General features: G+C 73.0%; 15 protein-coding genes and 1 pseudogene. 12 read left to right on the top strand and 4 right to left on the bottom strand.

The genetic code is table 11. The features are described from left to right. The first annotated feature begins 231 nt into the window (after window positions 1-231). Window positions 232-1,734, top strand: coding sequence for a 30S ribosomal protein S1 (gene rpsA, locus ACGFZF_RS00970; protein ID WP_019885395.1), 1,503 nt, complete (start codon window positions 232-234; stop codon window positions 1,732-1,734). Window positions 1,735-1,806: 72 nt separating this feature from the next. On the opposite strand, the gene ACGFZF_RS00965 is transcribed toward rpsA, so the two are convergent. After that, window positions 1,807-2,754, bottom strand: coding sequence for a right-handed parallel beta-helix repeat-containing protein (locus ACGFZF_RS00965; RefSeq protein ID WP_393550308.1), 948 nt, complete (start codon window positions 2,752-2,754; stop codon window positions 1,807-1,809). Window positions 2,755-2,966: 212 nt separating this feature from the next. On the opposite strand from ACGFZF_RS00965, the gene ACGFZF_RS00960 reads away from it, so the two are divergent. The 3 genes from ACGFZF_RS00960 to ACGFZF_RS00950 all read left to right on the top strand — a co-directional run bounded on the left by ACGFZF_RS00960 (window position 2,967) and on the right by ACGFZF_RS00950 (window position 5,174). Further along, window positions 2,967-3,905, top strand: coding sequence for a PAC2 family protein (locus ACGFZF_RS00960; protein ID WP_393550306.1), 939 nt, complete (start codon window positions 2,967-2,969; stop codon window positions 3,903-3,905). A 56-nt stretch (window positions 3,906-3,961) separates the two neighbouring features. Further along, window positions 3,962-4,570: a dephospho-CoA kinase gene (coaE, locus tag ACGFZF_RS00955; protein WP_393550304.1), complete on the top strand. Its 609-nt coding sequence runs from the start codon at window positions 3,962-3,964 to the stop codon at window positions 4,568-4,570. 214 nt (window positions 4,571-4,784) lie between these two features. After that, a complete protein-coding gene (locus ACGFZF_RS00950; protein ID WP_147977506.1) occupies window positions 4,785-5,174 on the top strand; it encodes a tetratricopeptide repeat protein in 390 nt (129 codons plus the stop codon). Between the two features lie 10 nt (window positions 5,175-5,184). Here ACGFZF_RS00950 and ACGFZF_RS00945 read toward each other — a convergent pair whose 3' ends face one another. Beyond that, window positions 5,185-5,460, bottom strand: coding sequence for a DUF6343 family protein (locus ACGFZF_RS00945; RefSeq protein ID WP_393550301.1), 276 nt, complete (start codon window positions 5,458-5,460; stop codon window positions 5,185-5,187). A gap of 56 nt (window positions 5,461-5,516) precedes the next feature. Here ACGFZF_RS00945 and ACGFZF_RS00940 point away from each other — a divergent pair, with 56 nt between their 5' ends. From ACGFZF_RS00940 to ACGFZF_RS00930, 3 genes are all read left to right on the top strand, one after another. After that, window positions 5,517-6,644: an ADP-ribosylglycohydrolase family protein gene (locus ACGFZF_RS00940; protein WP_393550299.1), complete on the top strand. Its 1,128-nt coding sequence runs from the start codon at window positions 5,517-5,519 to the stop codon at window positions 6,642-6,644. 57 nt (window positions 6,645-6,701) lie between these two features. After that, window positions 6,702-7,430, top strand: coding sequence for a class I SAM-dependent methyltransferase (locus ACGFZF_RS00935; RefSeq protein WP_393550297.1), 729 nt, complete (start codon window positions 6,702-6,704; stop codon window positions 7,428-7,430). A 70-nt stretch (window positions 7,431-7,500) separates the two neighbouring features. Next, window positions 7,501-7,944 (top strand): DoxX family protein, encoded by a 444-nt coding sequence (locus ACGFZF_RS00930; protein WP_393550295.1) that lies wholly within the window; start codon window positions 7,501-7,503, stop codon window positions 7,942-7,944. Between the two features lie 72 nt (window positions 7,945-8,016). On the opposite strand, the gene ACGFZF_RS00925 is transcribed toward ACGFZF_RS00930, so the two are convergent. Continuing rightward, the gene (locus tag ACGFZF_RS00925; protein ID WP_393550293.1) at window positions 8,017-8,352 is read right to left on the bottom strand and encodes a hypothetical protein; all 336 of its coding nucleotides are present in this window, start codon (window positions 8,350-8,352) and stop codon (window positions 8,017-8,019) included. Window positions 8,353-8,540: 188 nt separating this feature from the next. Between ACGFZF_RS00925 and ACGFZF_RS00920 the strand changes: the two genes are divergently transcribed. From ACGFZF_RS00920 to ACGFZF_RS00910, 3 genes are all read left to right on the top strand, one after another. Next, window positions 8,541-11,387: a DEAD/DEAH box helicase gene (locus tag ACGFZF_RS00920; protein WP_393550291.1), complete on the top strand. Its 2,847-nt coding sequence runs from the start codon at window positions 8,541-8,543 to the stop codon at window positions 11,385-11,387. Further along, a complete protein-coding gene (locus tag ACGFZF_RS00915; protein ID WP_393550289.1) occupies window positions 11,384-12,670 on the top strand; it encodes an SWIM zinc finger family protein in 1,287 nt (428 codons plus the stop codon). The genes ACGFZF_RS00920 and ACGFZF_RS00915 overlap by 4 nt, the downstream gene beginning before the upstream one ends. Window positions 12,671-13,025: 355 nt before the next feature. Next, window positions 13,026-13,850, top strand: a complete 825-nt coding sequence (locus tag ACGFZF_RS00910) for a chaplin (RefSeq protein ID WP_393550287.1) — start codon at window positions 13,026-13,028, stop codon at window positions 13,848-13,850. A gap of 13 nt (window positions 13,851-13,863) precedes the next feature. On the opposite strand, the gene ACGFZF_RS00905 is transcribed toward ACGFZF_RS00910, so the two are convergent. Beyond that, the gene (locus ACGFZF_RS00905; protein ID WP_356608055.1) at window positions 13,864-14,523 is read right to left on the bottom strand and encodes a DUF2293 domain-containing protein; all 660 of its coding nucleotides are present in this window, start codon (window positions 14,521-14,523) and stop codon (window positions 13,864-13,866) included. Between the two features lie 179 nt (window positions 14,524-14,702). Here ACGFZF_RS00905 and ACGFZF_RS00900 point away from each other — a divergent pair, with 179 nt between their 5' ends. Continuing rightward, window positions 14,703-15,437 carry a hypothetical protein gene (locus tag ACGFZF_RS00900; protein ID WP_393550284.1) on the top strand — a complete coding sequence of 245 codons (735 nt, stop codon included), beginning with the start codon at window positions 14,703-14,705 and terminating at the stop codon, window positions 15,435-15,437. A gap of 35 nt (window positions 15,438-15,472) precedes the next feature. After that, window positions 15,473-15,560: pseudogene (locus ACGFZF_RS00895) on the top strand. The last annotated feature ends 368 nt before the right edge of the window (window positions 15,561-15,928 follow it).

Raw genomic sequence — 15,928 nt, 5'->3', positions numbered from 1 at the left:
CGCATTGACCCTGTCCGGCTGCCCCCGTATGCTAAAGGTTGCGCTGCGGGCCTGCGCGCCTCAGACGGAGCAGGCCGCGCTCGTACCTGTTGTATGTCCCCTCGGTTTTCGAGGCGCCCCTTCCGTTCGCGGATTCGGCGCTTCATTGGCTGTCCGGCTTCTTGGTGCGATACGGGCTCTCGGCGTAGCAGTACCTACGACTTTCTGTCCGTAACCGGAGCCCTTTCCCACATGACGAGCAGCACCGAGACCACCGCCACCACCCCGCAGGTTGCGGTCAACGACATCGGTAACGAGGAAGCCTTCCTCGCCGCGATCGACGAGACGATCAAGTACTTCAACGACGGCGACATCGTCGACGGCGTCATCGTGAAGGTCGACCGGGACGAGGTCCTGCTCGACATCGGTTACAAGACCGAAGGTGTCATCCCGAGCCGCGAGCTCTCGATCAAGCACGACGTCGACCCGAACGAGGTCGTCAAGGTCGGCGACGAGATCGAGGCCCTTGTCCTTCAGAAGGAGGACAAGGAAGGCCGCCTGATCCTCTCGAAGAAGCGTGCCCAGTACGAGCGTGCTTGGGGCACCATCGAGAAGATCAAGGAAGAGGACGGCATCGTCACCGGTACCGTCATCGAGGTCGTCAAGGGTGGTCTCATCCTCGACATCGGCCTCCGCGGCTTCCTCCCGGCCTCCCTGGTCGAGATGCGTCGTGTCCGCGACCTCCAGCCCTACGTGGGCAAGGAGCTCGAGGCGAAGATCATCGAGCTGGACAAGAACCGCAACAACGTGGTCCTGTCCCGCCGTGCCTGGCTGGAGCAGACCCAGTCCGAGGTCCGCCAGACCTTCCTCACGACCCTCCAGAAGGGTCAGGTCCGCTCCGGCGTCGTGTCCTCGATCGTCAACTTCGGTGCCTTCGTGGACCTGGGTGGCGTCGACGGCCTCGTGCACGTCTCCGAGCTGTCCTGGAAGCACATCGACCACCCGTCCGAGGTTGTCGAGGTCGGCCAGGAGGTCACCGTCGAGGTTCTCGACGTGGACATGGACCGCGAGCGTGTCTCCCTGTCGCTGAAGGCGACGCAGGAGGACCCGTGGCAGCAGTTCGCCCGGACGCACCAGATCGGCCAGGTCGTTCCCGGCAAGGTCACCAAGCTGGTTCCGTTCGGTGCGTTCGTCCGCGTGGACGAGGGCATCGAGGGTCTGGTCCACATCTCCGAGCTGGCCGAGCGCCACGTGGAGATCCCGGAGCAGGTCGTCCAGGTCAACGACGAGATCTTCGTCAAGGTCATCGACATCGACCTCGAGCGTCGTCGCATCAGCCTCTCGCTGAAGCAGGCCAACGAGTCCTTCGGTGCCGACCCCGCCTCGGTCGAGTTCGACCCGACCCTGTACGGCATGGCCGCGTCCTACGACGACCAGGGCAACTACATCTACCCCGAGGGCTTCGACCCCGAGACCAACGACTGGCTCGAGGGCTACGAGACCCAGCGCGAGGCCTGGGAGACCCAGTACGCCGAGGCGCAGCAGCGCTTCGAGCAGCACCAGGCTCAGGTCATCAAGTCCCGCGAGGCCGACGAGGCCGCCGCTGCCGAGGGTGGCGCCGCCGCTCCGGCCGGTGCCCCGGCGGGCGTCTCGGGTGGTTCGTACTCCTCGGAGTCGGACGACAACTCCGGCGCCCTGGCGTCGGACGAGGCCCTGGCGGCCCTGCGCGAGAAGCTGGCCGGCGGCCAGAGCTGAAGCTCTGACCACCAGCTGAACAGCTGAGGTCACAAGGCCCGCTCCCCTCGGGGGAGCGGGCCTTGTGCCGTTTCACGGGGTGACGGGGATGTTCGTCAGTCCCTTTCCGCCGGTGACGGTGTTGGACGCGTACACCGTCGTCGGGCAGCTGCCGCTCCGGTTGGTCACGTTGATCGCCAGCTGCCGGGCACCCGCCGCGCCCGTCAGATCCGCGTGGTTGCCGCGGAAGACCGTCCCGCAGCCCCAGCCGCTCTGCTGGGTGTGTGTCTCGAAGCCGTTGTCGGTGGTGTTCCGTCCGGTGTTGTTCTCGACCAGGACGCCGTTCCCCTTCACGTCGACCCACGAGTCGTCGAAGTTGGCGCCCGTGAGGCCGCGCCCGTCGAAGGTGTTGCCGACGATCCTCGCCCCGGTGGTGCCCTCCTTGATGTCGACGGCCTCGCCGCCGACGTCGGGGCCGATGGTGTTGCCGAGGATCTGCGCGTTGTCGCTCCGGTCGGAGAGCCCGCCCGCCGAGCCGACGTAGACGCCCTCGCCCATGCCGCGTCCGTCGTTCCCGGTGTCGTAGATCCGCGAGTTCCTGATCACGCCGTCGCGGCTGGAGTTGCGGAGGTGGATGCCCTCCATGTCGAGGCCGTGGACGGTCACGCCGTCGATGACGACCCCGTTCGCGGCGTCCGCCATGATGCCCTTCTGGCCGCCGGTCACGGTGACTCCCTGGACCGTCCAGTACGAGGCCCCGTTGAGGTGGAGGCCGTAGCCGCCGCCCGCGGTGAGCACCGCCCGTGGGGAGCCGGTCAGGACGATGCGGGCGGCGGAGGTTCCGGGGACGGTGGCCTTGAAGTTGCCCGTGTAGGTGCCGTCGGCGAGGTGGATCGTGTCGCCCGGCCGGGCGCCGGCCAGTGCCGTCCTGAGCTGGGCCGCCGTGGTGACCTCGATCGTCGCCGCCGTGGCCGGCGGCGCGGCGAGCGGTACGGCGAGGAGGGCAGGGAGCAGCGGGAGGAGCAGGGTTCGGGTGCGCATGGGGGTGCCTTCCCGTGGGACGAGTGTGTTCTTGTATGTGGACGATGAGCGGAATGCTGAACACGACGCTGCTTCGTGACGGTAGAGATCGCTCATGGGCATGTCAAGGTCTGGACCAATGACCCCCGGAGTGGCGCGCAACTCCGGGCCCGCGGGGGAATGGGTGCGGCGCGGAAGGTGTTCCCCCTAGGAACAGAGGAGGAGCGGAAATCGTGCTTGATCCCCAGGATTTGTACGAATGGGACCGGCAGGGCCTGGCCGTGGTGGACGTGGCGCTGGCGCAGGAGTCGGCCGGGCTGGTCATGCTCTACCACTTCGACGGCTACATCGACGCGGGAGAGACCGGCGAGCAGATCGTCGACGGTCTGCTCGAGACGCTTCCGCACCAGGTGGTCGCCCGCTTCGACCACGACCGCCTCGTGGACTACCGCGCCCGCCGCCCGCTGCTCAGCTTCCGGCGCGACCGCTGGACGGCGTACGAGACGCCCGCGATCGAGGTCCGGCTGGTCCAGGACGCGACCGGCGCCCCCTTCCTGCTGCTGTCCGGTCCCGAGCCGGACGTGGAGTGGGAGCGCTTCGCCGCCGCCGTCCGCCAGGTCGTCGAGCGCCTCGGCGTCCGGCTCACGGTGAACTTCCACGGCATCCCGATGGGCGTCCCGCACACGCGTCCCGTGGGTCTCACCCCTCACGGCAGCCGCACCGACCTCATGCCCGGCCACCGCAGCCCCTTCGACGAGGCGCAGGTGCCCGGAAGCGCCGAGTCCCTCGTCGAGTACCGGCTCACCGAGGCCGGTCACGACACCCTCGGTGTCGCCGCGCACGTCCCGCACTACGTCGCCCGCTCCTCCTACCCGGACGCGGCGCTGACCGCCCTGGAGGCCATCACGGCGGCCACCGGACTGGTCCTGCCCGCCGTCGCGCACGCGCTGCGCACGGAGGCCCGGCGCACCCAGACCGAGATAGAGCGCCAGATCGGCGAGGGCGACGAGGAACTCGTGGCGCTGGTCCAGGGTCTGGAGCACCAGTACGACGCGGCCGCCGGCGCCGAGACCCGGGGCAGCCTGGTGGCGGAGCCCGTGGACCTGCCTTCGGCGGACGAGCTGGGGCGTGAGTTCGAGCGCTTCCTCGCCGAGCGCGAGGGCGATGCCTGAACCGGCCGCGGGCCCCGCGCGGGCGCCCGCCCGGCGGGGGTCCTAAGCTGCCGCTCATGCTGAAGGTGGGCCTGACCGGCGGAATCGGCGCCGGCAAGAGTGAAGTGTCGCGGCTGCTCGTCTCCCTCGGGGCGGTGCTGATCGACGCCGACAAGATCGCCCGCGAGGTCGTCGAGCCCGGAACGCCCGGGCTCGCGGCGGTCGTGGACGCCTTCGGGACGGAGATCCTGACGGCCGAGGGGACCCTGGACCGGCCGAAGCTCGGCGCGATCGTCTTCGCCGACGCGGACCGCCTGGCCACCCTGAACTCCATCGTCCATCCCCTGGTCGGCGCCCGGTCCGCCGAGCTGGAGCGGACCGCCGGCCCGGACGACGTCGTCGTCCACGACGTCCCCCTGCTCACCGAGAACGGCCTCGCCCCGCTCTACGACCTCGTCGTCGTGGTCGACGCGTCCCCCGAGACCCAGCTCGACCGCCTCGTGGCGCGGCGGGGCATGGCCGAGTCCGAGGCGCGGGCCCGGATGGCCGCCCAGGCCACGCGCGCGCAGCGGCGCGCCGTCGCGGATCTCCTGATCGACAACGACGGACCGCTGGAGGCGCTGGAGCCCCAGGTGCGGAAGGTCTGGGAGGAACTGGCGCGGCGGGCGGCCGACGAGAAGCGGTAGCCGGTGCACGGGGCGACGCGCGGGCGGAGGGCCGCCACGGCCTTCGCAGGGAGTCCTCCGGCCGCCCGGCGGCGAAAGCCGTGCGGGCGCTGCCGATCGACGGTGCCCCTGGCTGGGTAGGGATCGCGGGGACGGCGACCGGATCGTGTCCCGGTGCGGAATACGACTGCCGTACGCGATGTTGAACCGCCGGAGCTAGGGGAAGGATGCCACCGTGGCCGAGAGGAACCCGGAGACCCACGTCATCGACTTCCGCGCCGCCGAGCAGCTGCTGGCCGCGCGGGATCCGCGCGGTGCCGTGAAGCTGCTCGACTCGGTGATCGCCGCCCACCCCGAGAACACGGCAGCGCGGCTGCTGCGCGCCCGCGCCTTCTTCGCGGCCGCCCAACTGCGACCGGCGGAGCTGGAGTTCGAACTCGTGCTGGAGCGCGAGCCGGACAACGCCTTCGCCCACTTCGCGCTGGCCCGCACCTTCCAGCGCTCCGGCCGCCCCGAGCAGGCCACCCGGCACTTCCGGCTGGCCGCGGCGCTCGACCCGAAGCCCGAGTACCTCGAAGCGGCCCGCTTCGGGGGCACGCAGGGCCTCGGCGGCGCCGACGACTGACCCGGCCGGGTCAGCGGCGCGGGCCCGTGCCGCCGTGATCGGGCTCGTACGGCGGGATGTCCCGGCCGGGCTGCCAGTGCGGCCCCTGCCGCAGGTGCCGCACGACCATGGCCAGGTCGACCACGACCACCAGGAAGAGCACCCCGCAGGCCGCCGCCCATCCCGGCCGCCCGACCAGGGCGAACACCGCCGTGCCGAAGGCCGTCCAGATCAGCCCCCATAGACTCAGCCAGAACCGCATGCGCAGCGGACTGCGCGCGGTCGTCGGCTCATTCCCCGTACGCATGGCCCTCGCACCTCCTGCCGGGTGCCTACTGGGGATCTACCCGCGAGGGGGGACGTGTGAACGGTCAGGGGTGGTGGGAAACCACGGTGCGACGGTCCCGGGTGCGGGGCTGTCTGCTGGCCGGCGCCGTCGGGGACGCGCTCGGCGCCCCGGTGGAGTTCCAGTCGCTCGGCGCGATCCGGCGGGCGTACGGGGACCGGGGCGTGACCGGCCCGGTGCCGGACGCGGACGGGGTGACCGGCCGGATCACCGACGACACGCAGATGACCCTCTTCACGGTCGAGGGCCTGATCAGGGCGCACGTGCGGGCGGTCACCAAGGGGATCGGCGGTGGCGAGACCGCCTGCGTGGCCCACGCGTACCGCCGCTGGCTCGACACCCAGAACCATCCCTCCCCGCCCGCCCGCGGTGGCACGGACCTGGTACGGACGGGCCGGCTGCGCACCCTCCCGTGGCTGTACGCCCGGCGGGCGCCCGGGAACGCCTGCCTGACCGGCGTCGCCGCGGGGCACGTCCCGCAGCCCCGGGGGCCCATCGGCGTCGGACCCGTCAATCCGCAGTCCAAGGGATGCGGGACGGTCATGCGGTCCGCTCCCTTCGGCCTCACCGGCCGTCCCGTGCCCGAGGCCTTCGAACTGGCCGCGCACTGCGCGCAGATCACACACGGGCACCCGACGGCGGCGCTGGCGTCGGGAGCCTTCGCCGCGATCGTGGCCCATCTGGTGGAGGGCGAGTCCGCCGAGGGCGCGGTGCTGCGGGCGATGGACCTGCTGCGCCGTCACCCGGGCCACGAGGAGACGACCGCGGCCCTGCGCTCGGCCGTCGACCTGGCCGGCGAGGGGAGGCCGAGCCCCGAGCGGGTGGAGTCGCTCGGCGCCGCCTGGATCGCCGAGGAGACCCTGGCCATCGCGGTGTACTGCCTCCTCGCACACCCGTCCGCACCGGCGGAGGCGCTCCTGTTCTCCGTCAACCACTCCGGTGACAGCGACTCGACCGGGGCGGTCTGCGGGAACCTGCTCGGTGCCCGACACGGAGACGCCTGGCTGCCGCCCGAGTGGCTGACGCGGACCGAGGGCCGGCGGGTCGTCGCCGAACTGGCCGACGACCTCTCGCTCCAGTTCGAGCACGGTGAGATCGGCCAGGGAGTGCCGGTTCACTCGTACGAGCGATATCCGGCCTCCTGAGGCGACGCGGGGGAACGGCCGTCCGAACCCCCTCGTTCCTCCGGTATGAACCGACCGATGCGTGAGGGACATCAGGGAACGGGGCCCGGGGCGATCACCCCGGACGGCTGCGCGGTCGAGTTGTACCGGCGGCTCGCCGTCGGCGACGAGCCCGACGTGATCGAGGCCGCCGTGCCCGCCCGGTCGACCGTGCTCGAACTGGGCAGTGGCGCCGGGCGGGTGACGGAGCCTCTGGCCGCTCGGGGATTCACCGTCACGGCGGTGGACGAGTCCGCGGAGATGCTGGCCGCGGTCAGAGAGCGTTCGCCGGGGGTGACGACCGTGCACGGCTCCATCGAATCGCTGGATCTGGCACGGCGGTTCGACGTGGTCCTGCTCGGCTCGTTCCTGGTGCACACGGCCGAGCACCGCACCCGGCAGGCCCTGCTGGAGACGTGCAGACGGCATGTGAAGGACGACGGCCGGGTGCTCATCCAGCGGGAGGGCGAGGACTGGCACCGCGACGTGCCGCGCGAGCGCCGGGACGCGGCGGGCTGCACCGTGCGGATCCTGTCCGCGGAGCCGGCCGGCGACGGCGTCGACTCGATACACGCCGAGTACGTCTTCCCCGACGCCCGCTGGACCCAGACGTTCCTCTCCCGGTCCCTGGACGGGCCGGAGTTCGCGCGCTGCCTGGCAGCGGCAGGACTCGTCGTGGAGGACGTCCTCACGGACGACGGCACCTGGGTGAGAGCCCGCCCCGAGGCCCGCCGAGATTCCCCGGACGGACCGCCGGAACGGCGATGAGTTCCCGGCCTCCACCCCGTCTACCCCTGTGAAAGCGCCGCAGCAGACGCCGACCCAGGGAGACCCCGCCATGACCACCGCCACCCGGACCGCCGCCGACACGACCGCCACCACCGCACGCCGTCCGGGCCGCCGTGCCGACGTCACCGTGCGGGTCCTCCAGATCGTCCTCGCGCTCTTCTTCGCCGTCCCGAGCGCCGGGCCCAAGCTGGTGGGGCACTGGTCGGCGGCCGAGTCCTTCGACCGGATCGGCTGGGGCGACTGGCTGATGTACACGGTCGGAGCCCTGGAACTGGCCGGCGCCATCGCCCTGCTGGTCCCGATCCTGTCCAGCGCCGCGGCGACCGCTCTGACCGGCCTGATGATCGGCGCGTTCGTCACCCAGCTGACCGTCTTCGACGGGGAGAACGCCCTGACCCCGCTGATCCTGGCCGTCCCCCTCGTCGCCATCGCCCGGACCCGCCGCCGTCACAACGAGGAGCTCCTCGCGCTCGTCCGGCGACGGCGTGCCTGAGCACGCGCGCGCCACGACGCGCCGCGCCCGGGACGGGGGTCCGGGCGCGGCGCGTCGGCGTGGAGTCCGCGCTCAGTGCACGACGCTGTAGCTGCGCCAGGGCAGGGTGTCCGGCGCGATCTCGTTGGTCGTGTTGGTGGCGATGTAGATGGGGTCCCCACCCGTGCAGTCGCGGGTCCGGTACATCTGGATGTCGTTGAGCGTCCGGTTCTCGACCTTCCGCGTGCCCGCCGGCCCCAGCAGGTGGCAGCCGTTCACCGAGGGACTCGTCACCGTGATGACCAGGTCACGCTCGGTCTCGTACGTCAGGGTGCCCACCGCGGAGCGGCCCAGGCCGGAGCAGCCCGCGACGGCGAGCGTCAGGAGTGCGGCCCCGGCTGCGGTGCAGAGACGCCGTTGAACGGACATGGCGGATCCTCGTCTGTCGGGCGAAGGCGGCGGAAGCCCTGTTCCTGGCCACCATGCCGTCTGCCGGGCGACGCGGCACCCGGTGCTGCTCCGCCCGGGCGAAGCACCGCGGGGACCCGGTTGTCAGACCCCACCCGTAAGGTCGGAGATCCAGTGGGAATCCGTCGCGGAACGGGAGGTGGGCAGCGGTGACGCACAGCTGGCGGACCAGTGCCGCCGTCTTCCTGCCTGCCGCGCTTCCCCGCGAGGGCCGGGTCGCCTTCTGGGCGCCCGACGGCGCGCCGCTGCCCGAGGAAACGGGGGAGGGGACCCGGACCGAGCTGACCGTCGTACGACGGCACGGCGCCGGGGCCCGTGGCCGCACCGTGCCCGCCGTGCTCCTCCCCGTCGCCGAGGCCCTGCCCCACCTCGTCGCCGCCCGCCACCACCCGGCCGCCCACCCCGCCACCGCCTGCTGGGGCGCCGCCGCCCTGCACGCCCTCCAGCTGGCCGCGCGGGGCAGGCTGCTGCCCGGACTCACCGCCGACGACCTCGACGCCTGGCGGGCCGGCCCGCTGGACGCGGAGGACATCGCCCACCTGCGCGCCGTCGCGGCGGCCATGCCCTACGAAGCCCACGCCGTGCCCGTCCCCGGCCGCGGCCCGCTGCGGCTGCCCGAGCCCGAGGCGCTCGTCCGGGCCTTCCTCGACGCGGTCGCCGACACCCTGCCCCGCACCCCCGCCGCCGCGCACGCGGCCGGCGCGCCGTTCGCCGCCCGGGAGGCCCAGCACCTGCCCCGCGCGCGGGCCTGGGCGGCGGAGGCCGCCGCCGGCATGGACGCCGGAGTCCGGGTCTCGCTCCGCCTCGACCTCGCCGGCTACGAACTCTTCGACATCGCGGAGGAGGGCGGGGACGAGCGGCAGGCCGCGGCGGCGCTCCTCCAGGTGCACAGCCTCGCCGACCCCACCCTGGTCATCGACGCCGCCGCGCTGTGGGCGGGCGACGGCGACGAGCACTTCGGACCCCGGGCCCGCATCGACGCCGTCCTCGCCCTGCGCCGCGCCGCCCGCGTCTGGCCGCCCCTCGGGCGTCTCCTGGAGCGCGACGTCCCCGACGCCCTCGCCCTCACCGAGGACGAGTTGTACGAACTGCTCGGCCCCGCGGCCGCCCGGCTGGCCGACGCCGGGGTCGCCGTCCACTGGCCCCGGGAGCTCGCCCGCTCGCTCAGCGCCTCCGCCGTCGTCCGGCCGGCCCTGACCGCACCCGGCTCCGCCACCGACGGCACCGCGTTCTTCGACAGCGAGGAACTGCTGCGCTTCAACTGGCAGCTGGCCCTCGACGGCGACCCGCTCACCGAGCGGGAGATGGACGGCCTGGCCGAGGCCCACCGGCCCATCGTGCGCCTGCGCGACCAGTGGGTGGTCGTCGACCCCGACCTCGTCCGCAAGGCCCGCAAGCGCGAACTCGGCCTGCTGGAGCCCGTCGACGCCCTCGCGGTCGCCCTCACCGGCACCGCGGAGGTGGACGGCGAGACCGTCCCCGCCGTGCCCGTCGGCGCCCTCGCCACCCTGCGCGACCGGCTCGTCGGCGGACCCGAGCACGCCGAACCGCCGGCCGGACTGAACGCCACCCTGCGCGACTACCAGCTCCGCGGCCTCGCCTGGCTCGACCTGATGACCTCGCTCGGCCTCGGCGGCTGCCTCGCCGACGACATGGGGCTGGGCAAGACCGTCACCCTCATCGCCCTCCACCTGCGCCGCGCGCGCCGCGCGCCGACCCTGGTCGTCTGCCCCGCGTCCCTCCTGGGCAACTGGCAGCGCGAGGTCCAGCGGTTCGCGCCCGGCGTCCCCGTCCGCCGCTTCCACGGCGCCGGCCGCTCGCTGGACGGACTCGGCGACGGCCCCGACGGCGGCTTCGTCCTCACCACCTACGGCACCCTGCGCACCAGCGCGCCCCGGCTCGCCGAGCAGGAGTGGGGGATGGTCGTCGCCGACGAGGCACAGCACGTCAAGAACCCCTTCTCCGCGACGGCCAAGGCGCTGCGCACGATCCCGGCACCGGCCAGGGTCGCCCTCACCGGCACCCCCGTGGAGAACAACCTCTCCGAACTCTGGGCGCTGCTCGACTGGACGACCCCCGGCCTGCTCGGTCCGCTGAAGGCGTTCCGCTCCCGCCACGCCCGCGCCGTCGAGAACAGCGAGGAGATCGAGAACGACGAGGCCGTCGAGCGACTCGCCCGCCTGGTACGGCCGTTCCTGCTGCGCCGCCGCAAGTCGGACCCCGGCATCGTCCCCGAGCTGCCGCCCAAGACCGAGTCCGACCACCCCGTTCCCCTCACCCGCGAACAGGCCTCGCTGTACGAGGCCGTGGTCCGCGAGACCATGGCGCAGATCGAGGGTGCGGAGGGGATCGCCCGCCGCGGGCTCGTCATGAAGCTGCTCACGTCGCTCAAGCAGATCTGCAACCATCCCGCGCAGTACCTCAAGGAGCGGACACCGGGAGGCGGAGGCACGGCCCGGCTCGCCGGCCGCTCGGGCAAGCTCGCCCTGCTCGACGAACTCCTCGACACGATCCTCGCCGAGGACGGCTCCGTGCTCGTCTTCACCCAGTACGTCTCCATGGCCCGGCTCCTCGCCGACCACCTGGCCGCCCGGGGCGTCCCCGCCCAACTGCTGCACGGGGGAACGCCCGTGGCGGAGCGCGAGCGGATGGTGGACCGCTTCCAGGACGGCGAGGTGCCCGTCTTCCTGCTGTCCCTGAAGGCGGCGGGCACCGGACTCAACCTCACCCGGGCAGGGCACGTCGTCCACTTCGACCGCTGGTGGAACCCGGCGGTCGAGGAACAGGCCACCGACCGCGCCTACCGCATCGGCCAGACGCAGCCGGTGCAGGTCCACCGGCTGATCGCCGAAGGCACGGTGGAGGACAGCATCGCCGAGATGCTCAGGGCGAAGCGCGCCCTGGCCGACGCCGTCCTCGGCTCCGGCGAGGCCGCGCTGACCGAACTGACCGACCGGGAGCTGGCGGACCTGGTCTCCCTGAGGAGGCCGTCATGAACCGGCGCCGGCCGGCCGGCCGGACCTTCGACCCGCGCCACGACGACCGTCGCCGCACCTTCCCGCAACTCGCCCCGCGCGAGGCTCCGGACGGGCGGTTCGCCGGCACCTGGTGGGGCAACGCCTGGGTGGACGCACTGGAGGGCACCGCCCTCGACGCGGCCCGCCTGGCCCGGGGCAAGGCATACGCCGGGCGCGGTCACGTCGACGCCATCACGGTCACGCCCGGCCGGGTCGTCGCCTACGTCCATGGCACCCGCCCCCGCCCGTACCGCACCGAGATCCGGATGCGCACCCTCGGGGACGACGGCTGGGAGAGCTTCCTGGACGAGGTCGCCGCCCGGCCCGAGCACATCGCCGCCCTGCTCGACAAGGACGTCCCGCACGCCCTGGAAGCCGTCGCGGGGCTGCTGCCCGCCCCCGGCGACCTGATCCCGGACTGTTCCTGCCCGGACGACGGCTTCCCCTGCAAGCACGCCGCCGCCCTCTGCTACCAGGCCGCACGCCTCCTCGACGAGGACCCCTTCGTCCTCCTCCTGATGCGCGGACGCGGCGAGCAGGAGATCCTCGCGGCGCTGACCCGGCGCAACGCGGCGCGGTCGGCGGCCGAGGCGGGATCGGCGGCGCCCGCCCTGGCGACGGTCCCGGCCCGCGCCGTGCTCGGCCCGCCCCAGGACGACGCCGTGCGCAGGCCGCTGCCACGCCTGCCCGACCCGCTTCCGGTGCCGCCCCGGCCGGGCCGCCCGCCCGCGTACCCGCCCGACCCCGCCGCGCCCGACCCGCTGGTGCTGGACCTCCTCGCCACCGAGGCGGCCGCCCGGGCCCACGCCTTCCTGGTCACCGGTGAGGACACCGTCGCCACGCTCACCCCGTGGCAGGACGCGGTCCGCCTCGCCGCCGCGCACCCCGGCTCCGGCCTCACCGCGTCGACCCGCGCGCTCTACCGCGACCTGGGCCACGCCCTCGACCGCACCCCCACCGACCTCGCCCGCGCGGTGGCCGCGTGGCGCCAGGGCGGCCTCGCCGGGCTCGGCGTCCTGGAAGAGCCGTGGGATCCGCCCGCCGGGCCCTTCGACCGGGCCCGCCCCGCGCTGCTCGCCGCCGACCTCCCGTCGTTCCGTCCCTGGCGCAATCGGCTCTCCACCCGGTCGCTCCAGCTCCGCTTCGGCCGGGACGGGCTCTGGTACGGCTACGAGTCCGACGCCGATCGCGAGGACTGGTGGCCCCGCGGCACGCCCGACGCCGATCCCGTGGGCGCTCTCACCGACCTTCTCGGCGGCTGACGGGGCGGTCGGGTACCGCTTCCGGTGACCGCCGACGGAAACGCGGGGGATCCGGAGCGGGGGAGGAGCGGGCCGCGGGTGTCTCGCGGGCCCTGTGGCCGGCGTCCCCGCGTGCCTGTGCCCGGGCGGGCCGTCGCGCGGGTCGGGGAGGGGCGAGGGCGCCGGAACACGGGCCGGACAGCGGTGGGATGCGAGGGCGGCCGTGATGTGTGGCGCGATTCTGCCCACGTACGTTCGACGGCATTCCCACTCGATGGGGTGAATCACGCCGACGGCCTGATCCCGCCGGGTCCGGATGGCGTTATTGCGGATGCGGGCGAATGCCCGCGGAACACCTTCCGGAAGGCAGGAAGCCATGAGGCAGATTCGCCGAAGTGGTCTGGCCACACTGATGGTCACGGGTGGCGCGATCGCGCTCTCGGCGGGCGCCGCGCACGCCGACTCCGGTGCACAGGGCGCCGCTGTCGGATCGCCCGGCGTGATCTCCGGCAACTCCGTTCAGCTGCCGGTGCACGTGCCGGTCAACGCGTGCGGGAACACCGTCAACGTCGTCGGGCTGCTCAACCCGGCCTTCGGCAACGGCTGTGTGAACCGCTCGGGCGGCTCAGACGGCGGTGGCCGGGCGCACAAGGACCAGCCCGCGACGCCGCGTGCGGGACACTCGGGCGGTCACACCGGCGGTCACACCGGCGGTCACACCGGCGGGCACTCGGGCGGTCACACCGGCGGGCACTCGGGCGGTCACGCCGGAGGACACGCCGGCGGGGGCGCCTCCAACGGCGGCGGCTCCGCCGCCGAGGGCGTGGCGCACAACTCCCCGGGCGTGCTGTCCGGCAACGGCCTGCAGCTGCCGATCGACCTCCCCGTCAACCTCAGCGGCAACTCGGTCAACGTCGTCGGCATCGGCAACCCGACCTTCGGCAACACCGCGGTCAACGGCAACGGCCCCGCCAAGCCCGAGACGCCCCGCGTGGTGACCCCGCCGAAGGAGACGGTGACCCCCCCGTCGGTCCCCACCACCGAGACCGAGGTGCCGGGCCTCGCGCCGCAGGCCGAGTCCGCCGCGCTCGCCAGCACCGGCTCGGACATGGCCGGCATCGCGGCCCCGGCCGCGGCAGCGCTGATGCTCGGGGGCGCGCTCATGTACCGTCGCGCCCGCCGGATGGGCGGCGAGGCCTGAGGCCGTCGCCGCCTCATTCCGTGAGCCAGGCCCGGAGCACCGCCTCGATGGCGGGTGCCACTCTCGCCCGGGCCTGGTGGCGGGGTACGCCCCGCATCAGCAGCGTGTCGTACACGGTGTCGACATGCCGTACGGAAGCCCGCACCGCGGCCGTGACCGCGCCCCGGTCCAGTGCCCGGCCGGCCGCCGTACGTCCCACCCGGCCGCTGCCCTTCCGGCTGGCGTGCGCCGCGATCTCCGCGGCTCGCCCGGCCGGGCAGGACGGAAAGAGACGCAGGATCTCGGCCTCCAGGACGGCCGTGATCTCCGCGTCGTGCCGTGCCCGGCGGTCCGCGTCCCGTGCCCGGCGCCGAGCCCGCGCCTCCGCGTCCGCCAGACAGGCCGACTCCGCGCGGGCGAGCGCCGCCTCCTCGACGAGCAGGCCCTGCCGCTCGTACCGGGTGCGCCGCCGGTTGTGCCGTACGACCACCGCCCACAGCGTGGAGCCCTCGCGGGCCCGGCGGGTGAGGGCCGTGTCGCCGCGACGGAGGAACACCAGGTGGCCGAGGTCCGCGCAGTCCAGGCAGACCGGGGCGTTGAACTCGACGATCATCCGCTCCAGCGGTCCGCGGTGACACTCCGAACAGCGGCGGCGCTTGAGCGGCTCGACGACCACGGGCGCGACGAGATCCACGACGGTCCTCCTCAGCGAAGGGCGGGCGAGGCGCCGGACGGCACGGTCGTGTCCCGCACGAGCCGGGTGGTGTCACGGAACGAGGGAGCGGCCGGCGTCTCGGCAAGGGCCTCCGGCGCGGTCCGGACCGGCGGGAAAATCGATGGATCCACGAGGGCCCCCGCCCTAAGGTCGACGACGTGGCAACGAAACTCAATCAGATCATCGCAGTGGAGAAGGGCGTCAAGTCCCGGGCGCACCAGGACCTGACGACGGCACACCACGGGCTGCAGAAGCCCGCGTTGCTCGCCGGCATCTCCCGTACGTACCAGCCGAAGGACGAGGAGGGCGAGCAGCTGCCGCCCGAGTCGACGCTGGTGCAGGTGAAGGCCGAGGACGTGCTGCGCGACACCGCGCGGGCGCTGACCCGCCTCTTCGATGTGACGGCCACCAAGGACTGGGCGAACTGCGAGGCGCGCGCCGACATCACGGTCGACGGGCGGGTGCTCGTCGGACAGGCGCCCGTCGCCTATCTGCTCTTCCTGGAGAAGCAGCTGACGGACATCAACACCTTCGTCCGCAAGCTGCCGGTGCTGGACGCCGCCGAGTCGTGGACGCAGGACCCGTCGACCGACGCGTGGAAGACCGAGGTCGTCCGGACGGTCCGCACGAAGAAGGTGCCGCGCAACCACGTCAAGGCGGAGGCGACCGACAAGCACCCGGCGCAGGTCGAGGTCTACTACGAGGACGTGCCGGTCGGTTACTGGACCACGGTGAAGTTCTCCGGCGCCCTGCCGGCCCGCCGGGTCAACGAGCTCCTGGAGCGGGTGGAGAAGCTCCAGCAGGCGGTGAAGTTCGCCCGTGAGGAGGCGAACAGCGCCGAGGTCACCGACCAGCGGGTCGGCGACGCCGTCTTCGGCTACCTCTTCGGGTAGCCGGGACACCACAGACTCCCCGGCCGCACAGCGCGGCCGGGGTGCGCGAGGAGCGCAAAGCTGAAGCTGAGCCTTGTCGTGACATCCGCGGTTCCAGTGGAGGTTCGAGTCCTCCTCCCGGCACTTCCTGCCGGGATGGCCCAACCAGGCAGAGGCAGACCGCGGTCAATCTCAGACTATTGCTCCAGACTCAGCATTCGCCGCTCATCGCCGGATCGACCGGGCCCGGGCCCTGGTGCGTCGAAATGCCAGTTCGAATCTGGTCCGCCGAGCTCGATCGGCGGTGGTCCAACGGCAGGACGCGACGCAATGACGAATGACCCGGGTCCTCAAGTGTGCCGGCGTGTGATCGTGAGCGGCATCGACAGGGTCCGGGGGCAGGCTACGCCCTCGGACCCGCTCCTTTTCCGGGCATGGCCCCGCACCCGAAGGGCCCGCCGCGGCGGGCCGCGGAGGACCTGCCGCGTCGTCCTCGAAGGATCGACGGGCCG

Origin of the sequence: Streptomyces sp. NPDC048338, from assembly GCF_043201055.1 — a bacterium.
In the GTDB taxonomy this organism is placed as follows: domain Bacteria; phylum Actinomycetota; class Actinomycetes; order Streptomycetales; family Streptomycetaceae; genus Streptomyces.
Note: the sequence above shows the minus strand (reverse complement) of the source record. Positions and strands in the feature narration are given on the sequence as shown.

What these genes read in the sequence shown, in the direction of transcription:
- ACGFZF_RS00925 (WP_393550293.1), bottom strand. Translation starts at nt 8,352, where the DNA reads ATGTCCGTTCAACGGCGTCTCTGCACCGCAGCCGGGGCCGCACTCCTG.
- coaE (WP_393550304.1), top strand. Translation starts at nt 3,962, where the DNA reads ATGCTGAAGGTGGGCCTGACCGGCGGAATCGGCGCCGGCAAGAGTGAA.
- ACGFZF_RS00915 (WP_393550289.1), top strand. Translation starts at nt 11,384, where the DNA reads ATGAACCGGCGCCGGCCGGCCGGCCGGACCTTCGACCCGCGCCACGAC.
- ACGFZF_RS00945 (WP_393550301.1), bottom strand. Translation starts at nt 5,460, where the DNA reads ATGCGTACGGGGAATGAGCCGACGACCGCGCGCAGTCCGCTGCGCATG.
- ACGFZF_RS00935 (WP_393550297.1), top strand. Translation starts at nt 6,702, where the DNA reads ATGCGTGAGGGACATCAGGGAACGGGGCCCGGGGCGATCACCCCGGAC.
- ACGFZF_RS00910 (WP_393550287.1), top strand. Translation starts at nt 13,026, where the DNA reads ATGAGGCAGATTCGCCGAAGTGGTCTGGCCACACTGATGGTCACGGGT.
- ACGFZF_RS00930 (WP_393550295.1), top strand. Translation starts at nt 7,501, where the DNA reads ATGACCACCGCCACCCGGACCGCCGCCGACACGACCGCCACCACCGCA.
- ACGFZF_RS00965 (WP_393550308.1), bottom strand. Translation starts at nt 2,754, where the DNA reads ATGCGCACCCGAACCCTGCTCCTCCCGCTGCTCCCTGCCCTCCTCGCC.
- rpsA (WP_019885395.1), top strand. Translation starts at nt 232, where the DNA reads ATGACGAGCAGCACCGAGACCACCGCCACCACCCCGCAGGTTGCGGTC.